This is a genomic window from Streptomyces sp. T39 (assembly GCF_008042045.1).
Classification (GTDB): Bacteria; Actinomycetota; Actinomycetes; order Streptomycetales; family Streptomycetaceae; genus Streptomyces.
In genome coordinates this window covers 1-22427 of record NZ_RDBP01000025.1, presented here as the reverse complement: position 1 = coordinate 22427, position 22427 = coordinate 1, and the positions used below count along the sequence as shown (strand labels likewise).

Annotated in this window: 16 protein-coding genes, 1 tRNA gene and 1 pseudogene; 7 read left to right on the top strand and 11 right to left on the bottom strand. The window is 73.5% G+C overall.

What is annotated here, in order from left to right; translation table 11 throughout:
* Positions 1-156 precede the first annotated feature (156 nt).
* Together EAO77_RS20330 and EAO77_RS20325 are read left to right on the top strand one after the other, a co-directional pair.
* Positions 157-750: an ArsR/SmtB family transcription factor gene (locus tag EAO77_RS20330; RefSeq protein WP_147989719.1), complete on the top strand. Its 594-nt coding sequence runs from the start codon at positions 157-159 to the stop codon at positions 748-750.
* On the top strand, positions 747-2039 hold the full coding sequence (locus EAO77_RS20325; protein WP_147989718.1) for an MFS transporter: 1293 nt from the start codon (positions 747-749) through the stop codon (positions 2037-2039). The genes EAO77_RS20330 and EAO77_RS20325 overlap by 4 nt, the downstream gene beginning before the upstream one ends.
* A 259-nt stretch (positions 2040-2298) precedes the next feature.
* On the opposite strand, the gene EAO77_RS20320 is transcribed toward EAO77_RS20325, so the two are convergent.
* Together EAO77_RS20320 and EAO77_RS20315 are read right to left on the bottom strand one after the other, a co-directional pair.
* Positions 2299-4116 (bottom strand): S8 family peptidase, encoded by a 1818-nt coding sequence (locus EAO77_RS20320; protein ID WP_261994051.1) that lies wholly within the window; start codon positions 4114-4116, stop codon positions 2299-2301.
* A gap of 443 nt (positions 4117-4559) precedes the next feature.
* Complete coding sequence (locus EAO77_RS20315) at positions 4560-5468, bottom strand: hypothetical protein (RefSeq protein WP_261994050.1); 909 nt, start codon at positions 5466-5468, stop codon at positions 4560-4562.
* A gap of 329 nt (positions 5469-5797) precedes the next feature.
* Here EAO77_RS20315 and EAO77_RS20310 point away from each other — a divergent pair, with 329 nt between their 5' ends.
* Positions 5798-7609, top strand: a complete 1812-nt coding sequence (locus EAO77_RS20310) for a caspase domain-containing protein (protein WP_147989716.1) — start codon at positions 5798-5800, stop codon at positions 7607-7609.
* Between the two features lie 9 nt (positions 7610-7618).
* On the opposite strand, the gene EAO77_RS20305 is transcribed toward EAO77_RS20310, so the two are convergent.
* From EAO77_RS20305 to EAO77_RS20285, 5 genes are all read right to left on the bottom strand, one after another.
* Complete coding sequence (locus EAO77_RS20305; RefSeq protein ID WP_261994049.1) at positions 7619-10387, bottom strand: CHAT domain-containing protein; 2769 nt, start codon at positions 10385-10387, stop codon at positions 7619-7621.
* On the bottom strand, positions 10384-11067 hold the full coding sequence (locus EAO77_RS20300; RefSeq protein ID WP_261994048.1) for an RES family NAD+ phosphorylase: 684 nt from the start codon (positions 11065-11067) through the stop codon (positions 10384-10386). Before EAO77_RS20300 ends, EAO77_RS20305 begins: the two co-directional genes overlap by 4 nt.
* The gene (locus EAO77_RS20295) at positions 11064-11720 is read right to left on the bottom strand and encodes a hypothetical protein (protein ID WP_261994047.1); all 657 of its coding nucleotides are present in this window, start codon (positions 11718-11720) and stop codon (positions 11064-11066) included. The genes EAO77_RS20300 and EAO77_RS20295 overlap by 4 nt, the downstream gene beginning before the upstream one ends.
* A complete protein-coding gene (locus EAO77_RS20290; RefSeq protein WP_147989714.1) occupies positions 11717-12838 on the bottom strand; it encodes a hypothetical protein in 1122 nt (373 codons plus the stop codon). The genes EAO77_RS20295 and EAO77_RS20290 overlap by 4 nt, the downstream gene beginning before the upstream one ends.
* Before the next feature lie 139 nt (positions 12839-12977).
* Positions 12978-15788, bottom strand: coding sequence for a CHAT domain-containing protein (locus tag EAO77_RS20285; protein WP_147989713.1), 2811 nt, complete (start codon positions 15786-15788; stop codon positions 12978-12980).
* A 242-nt stretch (positions 15789-16030) separates the two neighbouring features.
* On the opposite strand from EAO77_RS20285, the pseudogene EAO77_RS20280 reads away from it, so the two are divergent.
* Positions 16031-16888 (top strand): annotated as a pseudogene (locus EAO77_RS20280) (serine/threonine-protein kinase); the annotation flags it as partial.
* An 80-nt stretch (positions 16889-16968) separates the two neighbouring features.
* On the opposite strand, the gene EAO77_RS20275 reads toward EAO77_RS20280, so the two are convergent.
* Positions 16969-17607, bottom strand: coding sequence for a uridine kinase (locus EAO77_RS20275; RefSeq protein ID WP_147989711.1), 639 nt, complete (start codon positions 17605-17607; stop codon positions 16969-16971).
* A 129-nt stretch (positions 17608-17736) separates the two neighbouring features.
* Positions 17737-18402 (bottom strand): winged helix-turn-helix transcriptional regulator, encoded by a 666-nt coding sequence (locus EAO77_RS20270; RefSeq protein WP_147989710.1) that lies wholly within the window; start codon positions 18400-18402, stop codon positions 17737-17739.
* A 69-nt stretch (positions 18403-18471) separates the two neighbouring features.
* On the opposite strand from EAO77_RS20270, the gene EAO77_RS20265 reads away from it, so the two are divergent.
* Positions 18472-19683 (top strand): pyridoxal phosphate-dependent aminotransferase, encoded by a 1212-nt coding sequence (locus tag EAO77_RS20265; RefSeq protein WP_147989709.1) that lies wholly within the window; start codon positions 18472-18474, stop codon positions 19681-19683.
* Between the two features lie 285 nt (positions 19684-19968).
* Here EAO77_RS20265 and EAO77_RS20255 read toward each other — a convergent pair.
* Together EAO77_RS20255 and EAO77_RS20250 are read right to left on the bottom strand one after the other, a co-directional pair.
* Positions 19969-20055, bottom strand: a tRNA-Phe gene (locus EAO77_RS20255).
* Positions 20056-20087: 32 nt separating this feature from the next.
* Positions 20088-20819, bottom strand: a complete 732-nt coding sequence (locus tag EAO77_RS20250; RefSeq protein WP_147989708.1) for a hypothetical protein — start codon at positions 20817-20819, stop codon at positions 20088-20090.
* A gap of 62 nt (positions 20820-20881) precedes the next feature.
* Between EAO77_RS20250 and EAO77_RS20245 the strand changes: the two genes are divergently transcribed.
* Both EAO77_RS20245 and EAO77_RS20240 read left to right on the top strand, forming a co-directional pair.
* Entirely contained in the window at positions 20882-21340 is a 459-nt protein-coding gene (locus EAO77_RS20245; RefSeq protein WP_147989707.1) for a hypothetical protein, read from the top strand.
* Between the two features lie 349 nt (positions 21341-21689).
* A complete protein-coding gene (locus tag EAO77_RS20240) occupies positions 21690-22391 on the top strand; it encodes a DUF2293 domain-containing protein (RefSeq protein WP_147989706.1) in 702 nt (233 codons plus the stop codon).
* Positions 22392-22427 lie beyond the last annotated feature (36 nt).

Below are 22427 nucleotides of genomic sequence, written 5' to 3'. Positions count from 1 at the left end.
GGCCTTAACCCGCCATCACACCGCGCCCCTACGTTCGCGCCATGTTCTTCACCTACCTCAGGCGCGAGCTGCGCCGCCCACACCCCCGCCGTTTTTGCCAAACAAATTTTGCAAAAACTCTTTTGCAGAACCGTCCTCCCGCTCTACGCTCCCCCCATGCCCACTCCCCTGACCCGTCGCGTCCTCGACCCCCGCCAGGACGCGGCCGCGCTGAAGGCGCTCACGCATCCGCTGCGGATCCGGCTGCTCGGGCTGCTGCGGCAGCACGGCCCGGCGACCGCCAGCGAACTGGCGGAGCGCACGGGCGAGTCGTCCGCGTCCACCAGCTACCACCTGCGCGTCCTCGCCAAGTACGCCTTCATCGGCGAGGCGGAGCACCGCGACGGGCGCGAGCGCCGCTGGCGCTCGGTGCACGACGTCACGAGCTGGTCCAACGCCGCGATGACGGACTCCCCGGAGACCAGGGCCTTCGTGGACGCGGCCCGGCGCGCCCAGCTGGAGCACCTGGAGCGGTCGCTCGCCGCCCACCTCGCGGACACCGCGGCGGGCCGTCTCGGCCCCGAGTGGACGGAGCCGTCCGGCTTCACGGACCTGGTGCTGCGGCTGACGCCCGAGTCCCTGGGCGAGTTGTGGGACACCTTCCACCGCACGGCGCTCGAACTGGCCGCACGGGACGAGGGCGACGAACGCGGCGCCCAGGTCGTGCTGTTCGCCGCCGGTCTCCCCGTCAGCGGGGAGGAGCAGGCATGAGCGTCCTCGACCCGGCGGTCGCCCGCCGCCGCTTCACCGCCGTGACCTTCCTCTTCTGGCTCCCCGTCGGCCTGTACATCCCTGCGCAGGTCCTGCTGTTCACCGAGCGCGGCATGACCCTGGCCACCGTCGCGGCGCTCTTCGCCGTGCACTCGTTCACCGTCTCCGCGCTCGAACTGCCCACCGGCGGGCTGTCGGACGTCCTCGGACGGCGGCCCGTGCTCGCCGCGGCGGGCGTGCTGAACGTCGGCGCGCTGCTGCTCGCCGCGGTCGGCGACAGCGTGTGGATGCTGGTCTGCGCCATGCTGCTGCTGGGGTCGGGCCGCGCCCTGTCCAGCGGCCCGGCCGAAGCCTGGTACGTCGACATGGTCCAGGCGACCCAGGGGCCCGGCGCGGAGCTGCGCACGGGTCTCGCCCGCGGCGGCACCGCCTCCGCCGCCGCCCTGGCCGTCGGCACCCTGCTCGGCGGCTCCCTGCCGCTCGGCCTCTCCGCGCTCGGGATGGGGGCGGTCGGCACAGTCCTGCCGCTGTCGGTCCCCGCGCTCATCGGCGCCCTGGTGTGCGCCGGTTACGTCGCGTACGTGCTCACCGCCCTCCCGGAGCCGCCCCGGCCGCCCGCCTCCCTCGGCTCGGTACTGCGCGGCGTCCCGGCCACCGTGCTGGGCGGTCTGCGGCGCGGCGCGGGGGATGCCGTGGTGCGCAGGCTGCTGCTCACGGCGGGCGCCGCCGGCGCGGCCCTCGCCTCCATCGAACTCCTCACCCCCGGACGCGCCGCGCGGCTCACCGGCGCGGCCGAGTCGGGAGCGGTGCTCTTCGCGGTGCTGGCGTGCGCGGGCTTCGCCGGCACGGCGCTCGGCAGCCATCTCGCGCCCTGGGCGGCCCGGCTGACGGGCAGCGGGGAACGGGCCGTGCTCGCCACCCTCGCGGTGAGCGCCTTCGGCCTGCTGCTCCTCGGCGCCACGGCCGCGTCCACCGGCCCGTTCGCGCTGGGAGGGGCCGCCGTCGGCTACGGCCTCGTGTACGTGGGCTTCGGCGCGGCGGGCCCCAACGAGAACGACCTGCTCCACCGCCGCGTCACCGGTTCCGTCCGCGCCACGGCGCTGTCCGTGCAGTCCCTCGCGCTCCAACTGGTCGGCGCCCTCGCGGGTCTGGGCGCCGGCGTCCTGCCGATCGGTCCGCTGCCCTGGCTGCTGGGCGGCGCGATCCTGCTCGCGGGCGCGCTGCTCTGGACGCGCGGCACGCCCGCCCCGGCCCGGACCGGCGCCGAGACCGTACCCGACCCGGTGTGACCGCCCGCCCGTAACCGGCCGGTCTCCCCCGAACCCACGGACCCACGGACCCACGGACCCACGGGCCTGCGCACACGCGCACACGCGCACAGCACCGCGCGGCGGGCCCGGAGCAGAGGCTCCGGGCCCGCCGCGCGGGTGAGTCGACGCCACCGGACCGGCGGGTGGGGCCCTGTGGGGCTCCGCCGGCCCGGCGGCAGCCGGGTTCCGCCGCGGTCGGCGGTTCACGCGTGACCGCCGCGGGGGTCTGCCGGGGCGGTCAGAAGGTCAGGCCCCAGGAGTTGACGTAGCCGGTGTCCTGGGCGGCGCGGTCCTGGACGCGGAGCTTCCAGGTGCCGTTCGCGACCTCGGACGAGGCGTCGACGGTGTAGGTGGTGGTGACGTTGTCCGCGCTGTCGCTGCCGGAGTACGCCTTCAGGTTGCGCACCGTGCCGTCGGGGGCGACGAGGTCGACCACCAGGTCGCCCCGGTAGGTGTGCCGGATGTCGACGGCGACCTTCAGCGTGGCCGGGGCGTTGCCCGTGACACCGGTGACGGCGATCGAGGAGGTCACCGCGGCGCCGTTGTCGGGGATGGCGACATCGGTGGCGTTGGTGAAGGTCTTCGGATCGGTCGGGGTGGTGGTGCCGAGAGCCGCGATCGTCTTCGCCGCGTCGGCGATGCCGGCGCCGCAGCCGCCGGTGCAGGTACCGGGCAGAGCGCGGGCGCTCGCCTTCATGGCGGTCTCGATCTGGGCCGGGGTCAGGCTCGGCTTGGCGGCCTTCATCAGCGCGGCGAGACCGGCGATGTGCGGGGCGGCCATGCTGGTACCCATGGCGGGCTTGTACGTCTCGGTGGTCGGCGAGGTCTTGCTCGCGTTGACCGTGGAGAGGATGCCGTTCTCCGGCGTGGTGATGGTGCCGGGGGTGTCGGTGGCGCGGCGGGTCTCGCCGCCGGGGGCCGAGATGTCGACCTTGGTGCCGAAGTTGGAGTAGAAGGCCCGTCCGCCCTCACGGTTGGTGGAGGCGACGGAGATGATGTTGTTGCAGTTGGCCGGGGTGAAGCCGGAGATGTCCTGGTTGCTGTTGCCCGCCGCCACGACGACCGTGGTGCCGCGGGAGACGGCGCCGTCGATCGCGTTCTGGTAGGTGCTGGGGCAGGTCGAGGAGGCGCCGCCGAGGCTCAGGTTGAGGACCTTGGCCGGGTTGGCGTTGGCCGGCACGCCGGGGACGGTGCCGCCCGAGGCCCAGGTGATGGCGTCGGCGATGTCGACGCTGGAGCCGCCGCACTTGCCGAGCACGCGCACGGGCTGGACCTTCGCGCCGTACGCGATGCCGGCGATGCCCTTGCCGTTGCCGGTGACCGCGCCGATGGTGCCGCCGACGTGGGTGCCGTGCCAGGAGGAGTCGGACGGCGTGGTGTTGGTGCCGCACTCGCCCACGGCGTACCAGTCGCCCTCGTCGGCGGGGTTGGCGTCGCGGCCGTTGTTGTCCCGGGCGCGGGCGGCGTCGGATATGAAGTCGTAGCCGCCGGATATGTTGCCGGCGAGGTCCGAGTGCGCGACGTAGCCGGTGTCGATGACGGCGACGGTCACGCCGGAGCCCGTGGTGGTGGGCCAGGCGCCGGGGACGTTCATGCCGCCGGTGGCCTCGGTGAGGTCCCACTGCTTGGCGTAGTCGGTGTCGTCGGGGTCGGCCGCGGCGGCCAGGGGCTGGGCGATGAGTTCCGGCTCGACGAACGCGACGTCCGGGTCGGCGCGGAACTCGGCCATCAGGTCGGCGACCTCGGCCCTGGACTTCTTCTCGCCCAGGTCGAAGACCGCGGCACCGGTGCCGGTGCGGCGCTCGAACCTGAGCTTCTGACCGGCGTCGGCGGCCTTGTCCTGGGCGTCCGCTGCGGCGACGCCGTTGGAACGGGCCTCCTGGACGCCGGACTTGTAACCGACGATCAGCCGTTCTGCGGCCACCGCGGGTGACGGGGATGCGGTGCCGGAGGTCGCCGGGGTGGCGGCGACCGCGGTCGAGGAGGTCGCCGCGAGACCCAGCAGCGTCGCCGTGGCGGCGACGGCGGACAGGGCTCTTCGGGTCGGCTTGTTCACGTGGTGGTTCCCTCTCGGGCGTCGGCACTCCCTTGCGAAGGGGTGCGCACACCTCTTCGCAAGGGAGCAGCCGTACTGGTGGGGGGTCCATGACCCGGCCAAAGGATGGCCGGAACATGTCACTTGGAGGAACGTAGCCATCCGGCGACATGAGGGGAAACAGGGAGAACCCTTGCCGGACCCTCTCCCCCGACCCCCCGGGACCTGCCGCGTCTCGGGGGTCGCCGTCCGCCCCGGCGTGCGGTATGCGGGTCGAGAACGATCGGATCCGGTCAGGAACGGACGCGCCCGGGCCCGCCCGTGCAGCACCGGCCGACCGGGCGCGTGGTCCCGTCGGCGCAGAGCGACAACCCGACCCGCCGGCCGTCGGCACGGCCTCGACACACGGACGCGCCGGCCCCGAAGGGCCGGCGCGTCCGGACTGCCGTGTCGACTCCCTGCGTTCAGGCGCGCAGCCGCACCCCGTGCCGGGTCCGCAGCCGCTCGATCTCCCACCACGCGATCGCCGAGACGGAGAGCGGCCCGCAGATCACCGCGAGGATCTGCACCAGCGGCGGACCGGGCGGCATCCCCACCGTCACCAGGTTGATCGCCGCCAGCTCCCACACGAGCACGCCCGTCAGCAGCGCCGGGAGCGCCGCGTGCACCTCGGACGTGCCGAAGGCCGTGCGCACCATCGTCGACGAGCCGAAGCCCACGAAGAAGAGGACCCACACCACGGGCCCCAGCAGGGCCAGCGACAGGAACGGGGACCAGGCGTACCCCTGGAACTGCTCGCCGAGCAGCATCACCCCCGCGAACAGCAGCGGCACCGAGGTGAACGCGCCGAAGTACCAGAGCACCATCCGCACCGAGGGCCGCAGCCGCGCCCGCATGTCCGGCCGGGCGGCCGGCGGCGCCATCCTGAACAGCAGGGTGATCACCAGCGGCGCCGTCAGCAGCAGCAGCCACGGCGTGATCGCCAGACGCATCATGTACTGGTCCTGGATCTCCTCCCAGTCCTCTCCCGTGCCGTAGGCGACGAGGATCAGCAGGGAGGCGCCCAGCGCCAGGTAGGCCCGCGTCTTCTGGGCGCGCCACACCTGGGGATCGTGGATCCGCCGGTGCAGGTCGTGCGGGAACTTGATGCGCGCCTGCTTCCGCGCCGACCGCGCGAGCGGGTAGGCCAGCAGGAACAGCCAGCCGGGCAGACAGCAGAAGAGCAGCGGAACGAGCCCCGCGCCGTTGCCCCGCAGACGGACCGTCAGCTCCCGCAGCGTCGGCCACTCGTCGTACCGGAACTGCTGCCACAGGGACGGCGGCCGGGGAGGGACGTGGGGCGGGATGTACGGCGGCACGGGCTGCGGCGGCACGTACGGGCTGCCCGGCGGCGGCCCCCCGCCGTACGGATTACCGGGCTGCGGCCCGTACGGATTGCCACCCGGCGGCGGCCCGCCGCCGTACGGATTACCGGGCTGCGGCCCATACGGATTGTGTCCCCCGAACGTCACGCCGATTCCCTTCTCACGCAACTCGCTGTCGTACGGCGCCGGTCCGCACGGGACCGTCGCGGCACAGCGACCGATCATTCCAGGACACCGACGCTCCGCGCACGGATCCGCACACGGTGCTCCCACGATCTGCCCGGCAAACAACCGGAATCCGCCCGGACGGCACTTTCACGCGGTGGCAAAATTTCGGCATGCGGACCGTGTACGCGCTTTTCGTGGGCATCGACACCTATCCGGAGTCCCCTCTGAGGGGGTGTGTGAACGACGCGGAGGCGGCCGAGGACTGGCTGCTGCGGCAGCCGGGGGTGCGGGCGGACGTCCGGCGCCTGCACAACGCGCGGGCCACCAGATCCGCGATGGTCCAGGGCATCGGGACCCACCTCGGCAGCGCCGGCCCCGGTGACACCGCCCTGCTCTGGTACAGCGGCCACGGCAGCGAACGCCGCACCGACGACCCACTCGCGTCCACCGGCCATGCACAGGCCCTGGTGTGCCACGACAGTCTCTCCGAGGGCGGGCAACCGCTGCTCCAGGACACCGAACTCGGCGCCGTGCTGGACGAGATCGCGCGGCGGGGGGCGCATGTCGTCGCGGTGCTGGACTGCTGCCACTCGGGAGGGGCGACGCGCGGCCCGACGGCCCGCGGAGTCGACTGGCGTCCGTGGTGGCGCACCGCCGGCGCGCGAAGTCTCCGGGGCACCGCACCGGAGACGGCCTCCGAGCATGTCCTGCTCGCCGCCTGCCGCCCGCACGAGCGGGCGTACGAGGAAGTCATCGGCGGCGAGAGCCGCGGCTGGTACTCCCACTCCTTGCTCCACGCCCTCGACCACCTCGGCCCCACCGCGACATACGGCAGGGCCCATGCGCTCGCCGAGGAACGTGTCCGTGTCACCACCCACCCCCAGCGGCCCGAACTGCGGGGGCCGTCCACCCAGCGCTTCCTGCACGGCGAGGAGACCGGCGACTCGCCCTTCCTGCTCCGGCACACGATCGAGGGCTGGGAGGTGAACTGCGGCGCCGCGCACGGACTGCGCGCGCCGGGCGCCGAGTTCACCCTCCTCGATCCGGGGGCACGGGAGCGACGGGTGATCTCCGTGCGCGAGGTGCGGCCGGAGACCTCCCTGGCCGAGCCCCTGGGCTGGCAGCCGGTCGCCGAGGACGTCGGGACCGTGCATCCGGTCACCCCGTCGGCCCTCGCCTTCCCGCCCGCCGCGGTGACGGTGACCGGGCAGGCGGGCGGCGTCCGTCTCGTCGAGGACGCCGTCGCCGTCTCACCTCTGCTGGCCACGGGCGGGCCGGGGCTTCCCCTGTCGGTGGAGACGGGCGGCGGGTGGGCCCGGGTGACCGGGGGCGCCGGTCACCCCGTCGACCCGCTCCCGCTGCGGTCCCCCGCCGATGCCGCACGCGTCGCCGACTGCTGCGCGCACATCGCCCGCTGGCACCAGCTGCGCGACATCACCAATCCGGACACCTCGCTGTCCTCCCTGGTCCGCATCACCGTCGAACCCCTCGTCGGCGACCTGCGGTACACCGCCGAGGACGAGATCGTCTGCTCGTACACGCCCGACGGCCGCGAGCCACAGGTCCGGGTGCGGATCCGCAACCTGTGGGTGGACGAGCTGTGGTGCGTGCTGCTGAATCTCACGGACACCTATGCCGCCTCCCCGCACCTCTACGAGGGCGACTTCGTCGGTCCCGGCCGCGCGGGCACCGCCCGGCACGGCGAACCGGTCTGGCTGCGCCTTCCCCCAGGACGCACGGTGGTGCGCGGCGCGTCCACCCGTGACGTGCTCAAGGTGATCGCGGCCGAGAACGAGCTGAACACCGAGCCGTTCCGGCTGCCCGCCTGGTCCCCCGGCACGGGGGCCCGTGGCGCCTCGGCCCTCCGGGAAGGCCGCCTGGTGCGCCTGAACGGCACCGGCCTCCGGGACATGGGCGGTCCCGCCCGCGGGTCCGCCCGCTGGGGCACGGCCTCGGTGGTGATCCGCACCGAGGTGCCGTGACCCCCGAGCTCACCACCCGAGGTGGGTGAACCCGGCCCATCCGACGAGATCCCCCGCGTCGATCCTGCGCACCCGGGCCACCATGTCCGCCGGCATCCCGGGCGGCGCCGTGCGGGCGGGGTCCAGCATCCACAACTGCGCTCCGCGCAGAGCCTGTCCGGGCGGCATCCCCTCCCGGGCCGTGAAGTGGTGGACCATGTACATCAGCAGTGACGTGGCCTCGTCGGGCACCGGCCACATCGAACCGACCACCGACCGGGCGCCCGCCACCAGGAACGCGGTCGCCAGGCTGTACGCCTCGTCGTAACCGTGCCCGGAGACATTCGTCCGGCACGCGGCCAGCACCACCAGCTCCAGCTCCCGGTACCGGTCCGATCCTTCCGTCAGCTCCTCGGCGGGCAGCTGTCCGCCGGCCAGCCGCAGATACGAGCTGTGCCGGCCGCCCTGCTCGACCACGCCATGGCAGGCGAGGTGCAGCACGCCTCCCCGCTGCCGCCCGAGCCACTCCTTGACGGCCGCCGGGGTGGCGGCCCCGGGGCCGAGCAGTTCTCCGCCCGGGTAGAACACCCGGCGGACGGCGTCCGCCTCTTCGCCCGCGTGCCGCAGGTCCCGCGTCGGATCGCCGACGACGAGCGCCTGCCGGGCTCCCGCCGCCGGGCGCTCGGCGACCTCGCACAGCAGCCGGGCGGAGGGGATGTACGAGATCTCCGCCTCCTGACACGCGTACCGTCCCGAGGGCAGCCGGGCGGCGTGCCACGGCACGACCCCCAGCTCCCCCATCGGCACCAGCACGACGGAGGCCGCCCGCCCCCACCCGCGCGGCAGTTCCTTRAGCAGCGGCTCCATCACGACCCGCCCGGCCCAGTCGCACAGCCGCGCCAGCGCCGAGGCGCCGTCCCGCGGGACGGCCGCCCCCGCCGTGGGCGGCCCCCCGGCGTCCCGCCCGGGAGCCCCGGTCGCCCGGTAGTCGGCGAGCTCGGTGGCGGCCGGGTCCAGCCCGGGCAGCCGCACGGCACGCACGGAGCCGTCGGGGGTGACGAGGAGGGCGGCGCCGTGGACCCCCTCTCCTCGCGGCACGAGATACACCAAGGCGCGCCGTCCCATGGCTCGCAGGGCGGTGCCGATCCTCTCCGGGGTCGGGGCGTCGAGCAGGCGCCGCCGGTGCGGGGAAGCACCGAGCGCGCCGAGCACCCGTCGGCGAAGCCTGCTCGACGGGCCGGCGTCACCCCCGCCAGCGGGCTTCCGCCACTCGTCGACGAGTTCCGTCTGCCCCAGACCGCTGAGCAACTCGGGCACCGTGGCCCCGACTGTCGCGGCGTGCAGCACGAGTCCCCGCCCGGTGTCGAGAGCTCGAACCGCCTCGTCGTGCATTCCGTCCGCAATGCACCAGCGGGCCACCTCACGCGCTTCTTCTCCTGCCAGCCTGCCTGACTCGGCTCCGTGAGCGGTACCGGATTGAAGAAGCACGGTCCACGCCGCCGCCTGGGTCGCGACGAGGCCGGAACGACGCGCCGCGGCGTGATTGAGACGGCGCGAGGGGTCGAGGAGCGGCAGGGTGTCACCGCGACGCCGATAGCCGCGGGCCAGCGACATGTTCATGGCACCCCAGAGAGGATGCTCGGGACCCTTGGCAAGGCGGATGCTGTGACCGAGCCATGCGATGCCCTGATCGCGACAGTGGCCGGGGTCGATCCCCACGCCGGGCAGTTCGGCCAACGCCACGTAACCGGACCCGACGACATGGGCGTTTCGCACCCATCGCTCGTCGTCGGGTTCGAGCAGGTCAAAGGTGTCCAGGAGCAGTTCGAGCGCCTCCCTGGCCGCCTGTGGGTTGGCCGCCGTGAGCGCCCTTCCCAAACGAGCCGTGCCGACCTCTCCGAGCCGGTCGATCTGCCCTTCTCCTGGAAGCATGGCGATCTGCCGGCGGGTCTCCTGGAGGTCGGTGAAAGTGTCCAGAGCCGTGCGGTCGAAGCCGTCCGACCCCGCCCGCCGTGCCTGCAGGATCCCCAGATTGCCCCGTGCGACCTCGATATTCGCCTCCAACCCGGCCCGGTCCATCGCGTCGTGGGGCATCCGCTCCAGGACGTCCTCCAGCTCACGGATGTGGCGGGCGAGCCCCGTCTCGTCCTCACGACGCACGGCTTGGTGCGCGTGGAACACGCCCAGCTGGGCGTCCATGCCGAGGCGGGTCACGGCGTCGAACGCCGGGGAGTTCCTCAGCTTCTCGAGGTCCTCGACGGCGGAGTCGAAATCGTCGTGGCCACCTCCCAGTTGTGCGAGATGAGCTCGAATGCCCGCGTGACTCGCATCCAGCGCGTCGCGCTCCGGACTGCCGTCGGGAAAGGCTGCCCGGGCCCCCTCCAGGCGGGCGAGCGCCTGCTCCATGTCATCGGCGGATTCGAGTCTCTGCAGGCCGGAGGTGGCGTCCACGGACGTCACCGCGGCCTGCCATCGCTCATTGCGCGGACCATGGGCGGCGGACTCCCGCCGCAGCTCATCCACCTTTTCCTCGTCGTCCACCCGCTGCTGGAAGCGGAGCATCGGAAGGATGGAAAGGATCTGACCGGCTCGCATCCCGGAGAGCACCGTGCCCTGCGGCAACTCCTTCCAGTCGTCGTACAGCCTCTGCCACGCCTCCTGCGCCGTCGGCCGCCCGACACGTGCCAGAACGAGTTCGGTGAGGCGGGACAGGCCCTGCGCGCTGCCCTGGTCCGCATCAGAGAGTTGCTTGATCTCGTACACCAGAGCGTTCAGGTCGTACGGGATGTCCCCGCTCACAGCACTCCCCCCGCCCTCGGCGCCCCCTGCGCCCAGTACGCCGCCAGCACCCCGTTCAGCCATCGCTCCCCGTCCGGGGTGCCGAAGTCCACGGGACGCGGTCCCGCCGGCTCCAGGACCGCACCCCCGCAGCGGTCCTCGAAGAGCACCGCCACCCGGTCCGAGGGCTCGCGCTTCGAGGGCCAGACGAAGCCCCGGGCCCACGGCGCGGTCCCGCGGCGGATCCAGTGGCCCCAGTCCCGCGTCTGCGGATAGTCCGCGCCCTCGGCGTGGACGAGCCACGAGTCCTGGGCCACGGCGGCCAGCTCCGCCCCCGCCATCAGCGACACGACCTCGGTGTCGGCGGCGAGCTTCAGGAAGGACAGGCTGCGGCGCTCGAAGGAAGCCCGCGGCAGCAGCCGCACCGAGCCGTCCCCCTCGAAGGGGACGGATCTCAGCAGCACCTCGCAGACCGCCGCGCCCACGCTGAGGCCGATGTACGCGTATCCGTACGGCTCGTACACGGTGCTGTCGAAGCGGCCCCCGTAGTAGAAGGGGTGCGCCTGCCGGGTGTTGAAGGCGGTCGCGTCCCGGTGGGTGCCGTGGACGCGGTAGACCGGCGTGCCGGCGGCGAGCACGGCGCGGGCGGGCTCGCCCGGCAGGGCGTCGGGGGGCGGGTACTTGGGCACGGGGGCGCTCACCACTCCCCGAGGGCGCGGGCCGCGCCCAGCAGTTCGGGGTCGCGGGCCCGCCCGAGCAGACCGGCGGGCGTGGTGCCGGTCCAGGCGTTGGCCGACAGCCACCAGTCGGCGGCGCCCCACGGGTCCCGGTCCGCCCCGATCAGGGCGTTGACGTCCAGGACGACGGGCCACGGCATGCTGCCCGCCTCGTACTGGAACGCCGGGGCCCGGCGCACCCCGTCCACCCCGGTGAGCACGATGAGACGCGGGTCCGCGGCGCCCTCGACCGGCAGCGCGGGCTCGGCGAGCAGCCGGTCGCGGACAGGGCCGAGCACCGGCCCCACCATGGGGTTTCCGTCGAGCACCAGCATGCACAGGTCCTGGACGCCGTAGCCGGAGACGGTCGCCGTCGCGCCGCTCTCCGCGTACCGCCCGGTGCCCTCCGCGCCGCGCCGCAGCAGGGACGCCTCGTCGTCGGGGAGGGCGTCGAGCACGGTCCGTACGGCGTCCTCGGCGGCGCGGGCGACCGTCGGCCCCGTACCGTCAGCCGTCCGCAGCCGCTCCAGGCGCGCGCCGAGCCTGTCCAGAGCGGCCGGGCCGAGCAGCAGGGACAGCCGGGGCCAGTCGGCCGCGACGGCGCCCAGCATCACCTGGGGATTCACCTGGGGGTTCACCCGCAGTCCGGTCCTTTCTCCTCGTCGTCCGTCCGGCGCGCCCCGAGCACCTCGGTCACCAGGTCCGCGATCAGCGGACGGCGCACCACCAGGTGCAGTTCGCGCCCCTGGCCGGCGGCCGGGGCGAGCGCCGACCACAGCGCGCTGACGCTGCTCTCGACGGGCAGCCCGCCCCGCCCGGAGCCGAGCAGCGGGAAGCACACGGTACGCAGCGGCGGGTCGTACGCGGCGCTCTCCTGGTCGGTGAGCACCAGGACGCGGGCCGCGGCGGCGGCGACGTCCTGCGGGGTGGCGTCGTAGTCGTTGGTCCCGGGTCTCGGGACGGCGACGGCCGCGTGGTGCAGCCGCCGGATGCCGCGGGCGGCGAGCGCGCCGGGTCCGGTCGGCGCGACGGTGCCCGGCCGCACGGGCCGGTGGAGGACCCCGTGGTGGGCGCGCCAGGCGAGGAGTTCGTCGTGCACGGGGTCGGCGACGACGTCTCCCGCGTCGTCCCGCATGGCTCCGGCGCGCCGCAGCGAGGCGGCGACGGAGGACTTGTACATCTCCGGGAGCCCGAAGTGGATGTTGCTCGGCGAGACGACGACGTCCATGTTCCGGAGCAGTTCGACGGGGTGGACGTGGAGCGTGAGGACGGCGGGCGGGCGCCCGGGTCTCGGGACGTGGAGCGTCCGGTGCTGGAGCCGGGGTGGCAGCAGGCCGACGTCGTTCGGTGCGGTGGCCCGTGCCCCGGTCCCGGCGAGCCAGCACACCTGTTCGGCGATCTGCCCGAGGATCATCTCCTCCTGGCTCTTGCGGAAGCGCTCGACGCTGATGCTGTAGACCTGTGCGGCAAGTCTGCGCCGGTCGGCGGGGGGCCGGTCGCGCATGCCGTGGGCGAGCCCGAGGGTCAGGCCGGCCGCCTCCTGGAGTTCACCCCCGCCGAGCCGGGAGACGGCCGCGCGTAAGAGGTTCTCGACCTCGACGGGCCAGGCGTCCGTCACCGCCCCGGGCACGGACACGGCCGCCCGTCGCAGCAGCGGCAGTTCGAGGTCCCGGATCCGGACCAGCCCCTCCAAACGCACCGTTTTCACCTCCCGGAGGACCGACGCGACGTCGAACTGTCCAGCGCGAGGTGACATGAAGCCATGATTGTGCGCGTGACGGGGCTCTCACAAGGCGTTCCGGCCCTTCCGTCAGGCTATCCGCGCCGCGCGCTGCCGCCCCGGCCCGCACCGGGTCGGGAACGGGTCGATTCCGGGTCGGGCGGGCCCGTGCCGCTCACCACCCGAGGTGGGTGAACCCTGCCCAGCCGACGAGATCGTCCGCCTTGATGTCCCCCACCCGGGCCACCATCTCCGCCGGCATCCCGGGCGGGGCCTGACGCCCGGGGTCCAGCATCCACAACTGGGCGCGGCGCAGGGCCGATCCGGGGGACAGCCCCTCCCGGTTCAGATAGTGGTGCGTCATGTACATCAGCCGGGACGTGGCGTCGTCCGGCACCGGCCACAGCGACCCGACGACGGACCGCGCACCCGCTACCAGGAACGCGGTCGACAGGCTGTACGCCTCGTCGTAGCCGTGCCCCGAGACGTTCGTCCGGCACGCGGCCAGCACCACCAGCTCCAGGTCCCGCAGCCGCGACGCCCCCTCCGTCAACTCCTCGGCGGGCAGCCGGCCCCCGGAGAGCTCCAGGTACGAGCTGTGCCGGCGCCCTGCCTCCACCGTGCCGTGGCAGGCGAGATGCAGCACCCCTCCGCCCTGCCGCGCGACCCTCCCCGCCACGGTGGCGGGTGTCGCCGTGGCCGTGCCGAGCAACGTGCCCTCCGGGTAGAACGCCCGGTGGATCGCCCGCGCCTCAGCGCCCGCGTGTTCCAGGTCCCCGGTCGGATCGCCGACCACCACCGCCCGCCGCACCCCGGTCGGCCGCCGCCCGGCCACCTCGCACAGCAGTCGCGCCGAGGGAATGTACGAGATCTCCGCCTCCTGACACGCGTACCGCCCCGACGGCAGCCGCGCGGCATGCCACGGCACGGCCCCCAGCTCGCCCATCGGCACCAGCACGAGCGAGGGAGTCCGCCCATCGGGTCGGGACACGGCATCGAGCAGCGGGGCCATGACCGTCCACCCGGCCCAGTCGCTCAGCCGGTCGAGCGCCCCGGGATCACCGGACGGTGCCCCGTCCTGCCCGGGCGGCCCTCCGGCGAGCCGCTTCGCATCCCCGGTGACGCCGTAGCCGACGAGTTCCGGTGCGGCGAGGTCCAGGTTCGACAGCGGCACGGGCCGCACGTCACCGTCGCACGTGATCACCAGTGCGGCCCCGGGGCGCCCGCCGCTTCCCGGCAGGAGGTAGACGAGCGCCGTGCGACCCATGGCCCGCAGCGCACCGGCCATCCCGTCGGGCGAGGGCACGTCCCGCAGCCGCGCGCGGTACGGGCTGTTCTCCAGCACCTCCAGCACTCGCCTGCGCAGACGGCTCGACGGTCCTGCCGTGCCGGTCCCCGCCAGGGGAAGCGCGACGCTCCACGCAGATCCGGACATGAGGGCACCCGACGTACGCCACTCGCCCGCGAGGTCCGGCCTGCCGACCGCGTCCAGCATCTCCGGCACCGACGCACCCACCGTCGCGGCGTGCAGGGTGAGGCCCCGGCCGGCTTCCAGTGTGCGGAGGGCGTCGGTGTGCGCGCCGGCGGCCAGGCACCAGCCGGCGATGTCGACGGCCCGCCGACCGACCATCCGGGCGCTCTCCGCCGCGTGGTCCGTGCCCGACTGGAGCAGGACGTTCCACAAGGCGCCGTCCATGGCGGCTGCTCCCGTCCGCCGGGCGGCGTCGAGATCCCCGGGGGCGGACGGTTCGCGCGGGAACGCCTCGGCCCGGGTGTGCAGGGCCTCGGCGAGGGTGAAACACATACCGGCCCACAGCGGATGATCGGGCCCTCCTGCCACCCCGACGGCGCGCGTGAGCCAGTCGATCCCCTGGTCGGCGGACCCCCGCGAGCCCTGGGGGCCGAGGCCGTCCCGCTCCGCGATCCAGCAGTGGCCCCACCCGAACTGGTAGGCGTAGGACGCCCAGCGCAGGTCGTCCCGTGCGAGGAGGCCGAGACCGTCGCCGAGCAGGGAGAGGGCTTCCCGCGCACCGGCCGGATCATCGGTCGCCACCGCGCTGTGCAGGCGCGCCACACCTGCTTCGCACAGCACGGCCAGCCGCACGTGTCCGGCGAAGCTCCGTGCCTGGGCGCGCACCGCGTCGGCCGTGTGCACGGGGCGGTCCCCGCCGGGAAGGCGCACCGCGCCCCGCGCGGCCCGAAGCGTCTGAAGGATCTCCCAGGACATCTCGCGCGCGATCTCGAACCGGAGCCGGGCCGGATGACCGAAGGGCAACGTGGCCTGCACCGCGTCCAGTTCGCTCACCTGCTGTGCGAGAGCCTTCTCGTCCGCCCTTCGCAGCGCCTGCTGCACCCGGAGCGCCGCGAGGGATCCACGCAGGATCCGACCCGTCTCGGCGTCCGCCACGGGCGCCTGCCGTAGCGCGGCGATCTCCTCCACCGCGGCGTCGATGTCGTCCTCACCGCCGAGTACACCGAGCTGGAACCGGATGAACGCCCGCACCACATCGAGGCCGTACCGATCGTCGGTCCCGGCGGGCACCGTTCCGCGCACCCGTTCGACGGTGGCGAGCTCCCTCTCCAGGGCGTCCGGGCGTGCCGTCCCGATGCGCATGCCGTGCGACGCCGAGAGGAGCACGACCCCCGACTTCCAGCCAGGGTCGTCCGGACCGTGGTCGACGGCCTCCTCGCACAGGCCGACACGTGCCTCGTCGTCGGACAGCGGGCCCGCGAACCCCAGGTAGGGCATCATCCGCAGTATCTGTCCGGCACGTATGCCGGACCGGGGCGTCCCTCGGGCGCCCGCCCTGAAGTCCGCACACAGCCGCGTCCACGCCTCGTCCGGCGTGCCGGCACCGAGCCTGTCCGTGATCAACGACGCGATGCGCGCCAGGTCCTCCGCGCTGCCCACGCCCTGTCGAACGGCCCGCCGGACGTCCCGCTCCAGTCCGTCCAGGTCGTACCGCCGATACCGCTGCTCCCCCACGCCGACTCCCCAGCCCCAGCGATTCCTCCGGCCTCGGACACTCTGCCCTGTATGTGCCGCGTTCAGCCCTGAATCTGCCAGATGCCCCCGGGCCGGATCCGGTCGGAATCAGGGCGGCTCCAGGGCGGCTTCCGCATGACCCGACGCACCGTCACATGTCCTCTACAACAACGGTTTTGCGGCTCCGTCGACCTGCGCGGCGACTCGGTTACGCTTCGCCCATGCAGGGGGAGCCGGACAACATCTCAGGTTTGCAGGGCAGCGGGGCCACCCCGCTCACCCCGGGTGATCCGCGGCGTATCGGCGCGTTCCGGCTGCGCGGGGTGCTGGGCTCCGGCGGCATGGGCCGGGTCTACCTCGGTACGACCGAGGGCCGGTACGCCGCGGTCAAGCGCGTACTCCCGGCGCTCGCGGAGGACGAGGACTTCCTCCGCCACTTCGGGCACGAGCTCGACAACCTCGCCAGGCTGCCCGGCGGCGTCAGCGCCAAGCTGCTCGCGTCCGACCGCACGGCGCGGCCGCCGTGGTTCGCCACCGAGTACATCCCCGGCATCACCCTGAGCGAGGCGCTGCGCCTGCACGGGGGCGCGCTCCCGCCCGAGAGCCTGTGGCGGCTGCTCCGCGACGCCTCCGCCGGGCTGCGGTCGGTGCACGCGGCGGAGATGGTGCACCGCGACCTCAAGCCGTCCAACGTCATGCTGACCACCGCCGGCGTCACCCTCATCGACTTCGGCGTCGCCCGCGCCGCCGACCAGAGCCGGCTGACCAAGACGGGCATGGTCATCGGCACCCCCGCCTACATGGCGCCCGAACAGGCCACCGCCGGCAAGCAGATCACCGGGGCTGCCGACGTCTTCGCCCTCGGCAGCCTGCTGCTGTACGCGGCGAACGGACGCCCGCCGTTCGGCGACGGCTCCGGGCTCGAACTGCTCTACCGGATCGTGCACGAGGAGCCCGACATGGGCGACCTCGCCGAGGCCGTGCCCGGTCTGGCCGAGATCGTCACCCGCTGCCTCGCCAAGGACCCGGCCGACCGTCCCACCGCCCAGGAGCTGTACGACCTCGCGGGCGATCACACCCTCCCGCTGACCCCCGCCTGGGGGGGGGGGGGGGGGGGGGGGGGGGGGGGGGGGGGGGGGGGGGGGGGGGGGGGGGGGGGGGGGGGGGGGCGGGGGCGCGGTCAGGGCAGGCCGCTCCAGGCCGGGTGGCGCGGGTCGTCGGCGCGGACGACGACGTCCGCCGCCCGGTCCGGCGCCACCTCGTCCTCGTAGCGCGCGAAGGCCGGCAGCGTCCAGCGCTTCTCCTCCGCGGTCCGGCGTTCCAGCGCTCCCGGGGAGAGCCGCAGATGCACCGTCAGGTCGAACGGGAACCAGTGGCCCAGCAGGAACGGGCCGTGCAGCAGCAGCACACCGTGGTGGGGCAGTTCGACGCGCGGTGAGCGGGTGGCACGGTCGGTGCGGGGATCCCACAGGTCGGGCAGCACCCGTCCGCTCCCGCCCGCGTCCAGCGGCCCCAGGACCTCCCGCCACAGCGCTCCGGTGTCGAACCAGCCGCTGAGGTAGGTGTCGGGGTCCTCTCGGCCGAACTCGTACCGCAGCGAGGCCGGCCGCAGGAAGCCGCCCGTTCCCACCACGAGCACATCGCGTCCGCGCAGCCTCAGCTCCTCGGCGACGCGCGATGCCAGCTCGCCGGGGCGGGCGGCGGGCGCACCGTCGACACCGACGCGCAGCCAGGGGCCGCCGTCGGCGGCCGTCGACGTCTGCACATGCTCGGCGAGCCGTCCGGCCAGCAGCTCCCAGGTGATCGGTTCGACGCTCACCCGCCCATCATGACCCGGGCGCGGCCTGACCCTGCGGGCCGGACCCCGGAACGCGAGGGGATCGCCGACCCGGCCGCCCGGAATGCGGCTTCCCGCCGGACAGGAGGCCAAGGCCCGCCCGGGCCGTCATCACGGTCCGCCGTCGGGCAGGCCGATGAGCGCCGCGTCCCCTTCCACGGTGATCCGCCCCGCGCGCACCGCCTCCCCCACGGTGGTCTCCCCGCCGACCAGCGCGGTGCAGGTCTCCGTGCCGAGGGTGAGGACGGCTGCGGGTGCATCGGCGGGACCGTCGCCGTACGACGGCGGGCCGTCCGCGGACAGGCGCAGATGGAAGACGCCCTCGTCGATGCGGACCTCGACGGTGCCGCTGCCGGCGGCCGGCGTTCCGAGGACGTGCAGCAGCGGGATCGCGAACCAGTGCGCGCGTACGGCGTCCGTGGCGCGGCGCTCGGCGAGCGSGGGCGCGCCCCAGGCGGCGAGGGCGTCGAGGACCGGCAGCAGGGCGCGCCCCCGCTCGGTCAGTTCGTAGACGTGGGCGGCGGACGGCGGCGGCAGGCGGTGGCGCTCGGCCAGACCCGCCAGTTCCATGTCCTTCAGGCGCGACGCCAGGACGTCGGTGCTGACCCCCGGAAGGTCGGCGTGCAGGTCGGTGTAGCGGCGGGGACCGGCCAGCAGCTCCCGGACGACGAGCAGCGTCCACCGGTCGCCTACGGCGTCGAGTGCGCGGGCCGCGGCGCAGTACTGGTCGTAGCTCCGGCGGCGGGTCTCACGTGGCATGCGACGCAGTCTAGACATGTTGTTGGACTTTCCAAGCTCACACTTGGTAAAACCAAGTACGACATTCAGTCCTGGGGAGGGCACGGCATGGAGTTCCGGCAGTCGAGCAAGCTCAGCGAGGTCTGCTACGAGATCCGCGGCCCGGTGATCGAGCACGCCAACGCGCTGGAGGAGGCGGGTCACAGCGTCCTGCGGCTCAACACGGGCAACCCCGCGCTCTTCGGCTTCGAGGCGCCGGAGGAGATCGTCCAGGACATGATCAGGATGCTGCCCCAGGCGCACGGCTACACGGACTCGCGCGGCATCCTGTCCGCCCGCCGCGCCGTGGCCCAGCGCTACCAGGCGCTCGGCCTCGCCGACGTCGACGTCGACGACGTCTTTCTGGGCAACGGCGTCTCCGAACTCGTCTCCATGGCCGTCCAGGCACTGCTGGAGGACGGCGACGAAGTGCTGATCCCCGCGCCCGACTTCCCCCTCTGGACGGCGGTGACCACGCTCGCGGGCGGCAAGGCGGTGCACTACCTGTGCGACGAGGAGTCGGACTGGTACCCGGATCTGGCCGACATGGCGTCGAAGATCACCGACCGGACCAGGGCCGTCGTGATCATCAACCCCAACAATCCCACCGGCGCGGTCTATCCGCGCGAGGTCGTCGAGGGCATCCTCGACCTCGCCCGCCGCCACGGGCTGATGGTCTTCGCGGACGAGATCTACGACCAGATCGTCTACGACGACGCGGTCCACCACCCGGCCGCCGCCCTCGCGCCCGACCTGGTGGTCCTGACCTTCGGCGGGCTGTCCAAGACCTACCGGGTCGCGGGCTTCCGCTCCGGCTGGCTGGTCGTCAGCGGTCCGCGCCGGCAGGCCCGCAACTACCTCGAGGGCCTCACCATGCTGGCCTCCATGCGACTGTGCGCCAACGCGCCCGCGCAGTACGCCATCCAGGCCGCACTGGGCGGCCGCCAGTCGATCAGGGAACTGGTCGCCCCCGGCGGCAGGCTGTACGAGCAGCGCGAGCGGGCCTGGCAGAAGCTGAACGAGATCCCCGGCGTCTCGTGCGTCAAGCCGAAGGGAGCCCTGTACGCCTTCCCCCGGCTCGACCCGAAGGTGCACCCGATCCACGACGACGAGAAGTTCGTGCTGGACCTGCTGCTGAGGGAGAAGATCCAGGTGGTGCAGGGCACGGGCTTCAACTGGCCCCGGACCGACCACTTCCGGATCCTCACCCTGCCGTACGCCGACGACCTGGACGCGGCCATCAGCCGCATCGGCCGGTTCCTCGCGGGCTACCGCCAGTAGCACGGAAACGGAGCGGGCCCGGGGGCGTAGCCGACCCCCGAGCCCTGTGATGCCGCCCGTTCGGCACGCCGGCACGCTTGAGGACCCGGGTCAGCATGATGTCGTCGCGTCCTGCCTTTGGACCACCGCGCATCGAGCTGCGCGGGCCGGACTTGAACCGGCAATTCGACGTCCGGAGCCCGAGTCCGGTCGATCCGGCGATCGGCGGCGAATGCTGAGTCTGGAGCAAGAGTCTGAGATTGAACGCGGTCTGCCTCTGCCTGACTTGGGCCACCCCGGCACGAGTGCCGGGGGGAGGATTCGAACCTCCACCACCACCGCGTGATCACGACGAACTTCAGTTTCAGCTTTGCGCTCCTCGCGCACCCCGGCCCGCACACAGGCGGCCCGGGGAGATGATGGGGCTATCCGAAGAGATAGCCGAACACGGCGTCACCCACCCGCTGGTCGGTGACCTCGGCGCCGTTGGCCTCCTCGCGGGCGAACTTCACCGCCTGCTGGAGCTTCTCCACCCGCTCCAGCAGTTCGTTGACCCGCCGGGCCGGCAGCGCGCCGGAGAACTTCACCGTCGTCCAGTAGCCGACCGGGATGTCCTCGTAGTACACCTCGACCTGCGCCGGGTGCTTGTCGGTGGCCTCGGCCTTCACATGGTTGCGGGGCACCTTCCTGGTGCGCAGCGTACGGACCGCGTCCGTCTTCCAGGCGTCGGTGGAAGGGTCCTGGGTCCAGGACTCGGAGGCGTCGAGCACCGGCAGTTTCCGGACGAAGGTGTTGATGTCGGTGAGCTGCTTCTCCAGGAAGAGCAGATACGACACGGGCACGTCGGACACCAGCACCCGGCCGTCCACGCTCACGTCCGCGCGGGCCGCGCAGTTGGCCCAGTCCTTGGTGGCGGTCACGTCGAAGAGCCTGGTCAGCGTCTTCGCCGTCTCGCGCAGCACGTCCTCCGCCTTCACCTGGACGCGGGTGGACTCGGGCGGCAGCTGCTCGCCCTCCTCGTCCTTGGGCTGGTAGGTGCGCGAGATACCGGCGAGCAGCGCGGGCTTCTGGAGGCCGTGATGCGCCGCCGTCAGGTCCTGGTGTGCTTTGGACTTGACGCCCTTCTCCACTGCGATGATCTGATTGAGTTTCGCCACGACAGGAACGTAGCAAGTCCGCTCGGCCCTGATCGAACGATTATCCGTTCTGGAGCGCGCACATGTGGACCACCGTCATCGCGGTCGCAGGCACCCTGCTGGGTTCGGTGGCGACCCACCTGTTCCAGCACCGGACGACCGAACGCACCGCCGCCCTCGCCCGCGAGGAGCAGCTGCGCCAGGAGCGGATCGCCGCCTACAGCGCCTTCGCGGGCGCGCTCGTGGACTACCGGCGCGGGCAGAACGACCGATGGCACCGTGCGCAGGAGGTACCGGGCAGCGCGGTCGCCGAGGCGGCCCGGATCGACTCGTACCGGCTGCGTTCCGGCGCGCACCAGGCCCTCATCCGTGTGCAGTTGGTGTGCGACGACCCGCAGGCGCTGGCGCTGGCCGCCGAGGCGTTCGAGGTCACCAACTGCATGCACGAGGCGCCGGACGAGTCGGACCGTTCCCGGCGCTCGGAGCAGGCCCGCGAGACGCTGTCCGAGTTCATCGGTGCCGCGGCGCCGGGAGTCCGCTAGCCGGGATCGGGCCCGAAGGGCGCGACGAGCACCCGGACGGGGCTGCCCGCCAGGCAGGCGGCGATGCCCTCGGACGAAGTCGCCGCCCTCCAGCAGCTCGTCGAGGGGCCCGGCCCGCACGGCCCTGCACGGCCCCGCACGGCCCTGCAGGCGGCGGCCCGCTCGTCGGTGAGGTTCCGGCTCCACCACCTCGTCCTCCGTGCCGGGATCACGGCTCAGCGAGCGGACGTCGACGGAGGGGCGAGCGGGGACCGGTCCGCGAGGGAGAGCTCGACGCCCTGGGAGCCGTCGAGCACGGCACAGCGCAGCGTCATGGGAGCCGAGCCCAGACGATGGGTATCTTCCCGGCATGGGCCTGGTGGTCGTCCAGCCGCTGAAGGGCAGGCACTGTGCCGAGTGCCGCCGGGGGCCGCTGCCGATGCACGCGGTCGAAGCCGGGCTGCCCGTCTGCCTCGACTGCGCCGACCTCGGCCATCTGGTGTTCCTTCCGCGCGGCGATGCCGCGCTCACCCGGCGGGCCCGCGAGGCCGGTTCGCTGCATGCGGTCGTCGTCCGACGCAATCGCCGCCGGCGCCGCTGGGAACGCCAGGGGCTGCTGGTGGAGGAGGCGGCCCTGGCGTCGGCCGAGGCGGCGTGTCTCGCCGACGCCGACGCGCGTGCGCGGCGGCGGGCCCGCGACGCGGAGCGCCGGGCGGCGGCGGACGTGCGGTTCACCGGCTGCCTCGCCGCGGAGATCCGGCGGCTGTTTCCCGGTTGCCCGGCCGAGCGAGCGGCGGACATCGCCGCCCACGCCTCGGTACGCGGCAGCGGGCGGGTGGGCCGTTCCGCCGCCGGCCGGTCGCTGGACGAAGGGGCAATCAGCGCCGCGGTGCGGGCGTCCGTGCGCCATCGGGACACCGCGTACGACGCGATGCTGATGGACGGGGTGGCCCGGCACGTGGCGCGCTCCCGGGTGGCCGCGACGATCGATGCCGTGCTGGCGTCGTGGGGCACCGGGACCCCGACCCCGGCGGAACGAGCGGGCGACGGCCGTCGAGGCCCGTCTTCGTGACCGGGCGGGGGCCGGGGGCGTACTACGGTCCCCCGG

What these genes read in the sequence shown, in the direction of transcription:
- EAO77_RS20330 (WP_147989719.1), top strand. Translation starts at nt 157, where the DNA reads ATGCCCACTCCCCTGACCCGTCGCGTCCTCGACCCCCGCCAGGACGCG.
- EAO77_RS20310 (WP_147989716.1), top strand. Translation starts at nt 5,798, where the DNA reads ATGCGGACCGTGTACGCGCTTTTCGTGGGCATCGACACCTATCCGGAG.
- EAO77_RS20325 (WP_147989718.1), top strand. Translation starts at nt 747, where the DNA reads ATGAGCGTCCTCGACCCGGCGGTCGCCCGCCGCCGCTTCACCGCCGTG.
- EAO77_RS20265 (WP_147989709.1), top strand. Translation starts at nt 18,472, where the DNA reads ATGGAGTTCCGGCAGTCGAGCAAGCTCAGCGAGGTCTGCTACGAGATC.
- EAO77_RS20290 (WP_147989714.1), bottom strand. Translation starts at nt 12,838, where the DNA reads ATGTCACCTCGCGCTGGACAGTTCGACGTCGCGTCGGTCCTCCGGGAG.
- EAO77_RS20240 (WP_147989706.1), top strand. Translation starts at nt 21,690, where the DNA reads ATGGGCCTGGTGGTCGTCCAGCCGCTGAAGGGCAGGCACTGTGCCGAG.
- EAO77_RS20245 (WP_147989707.1), top strand. Translation starts at nt 20,882, where the DNA reads ATGTGGACCACCGTCATCGCGGTCGCAGGCACCCTGCTGGGTTCGGTG.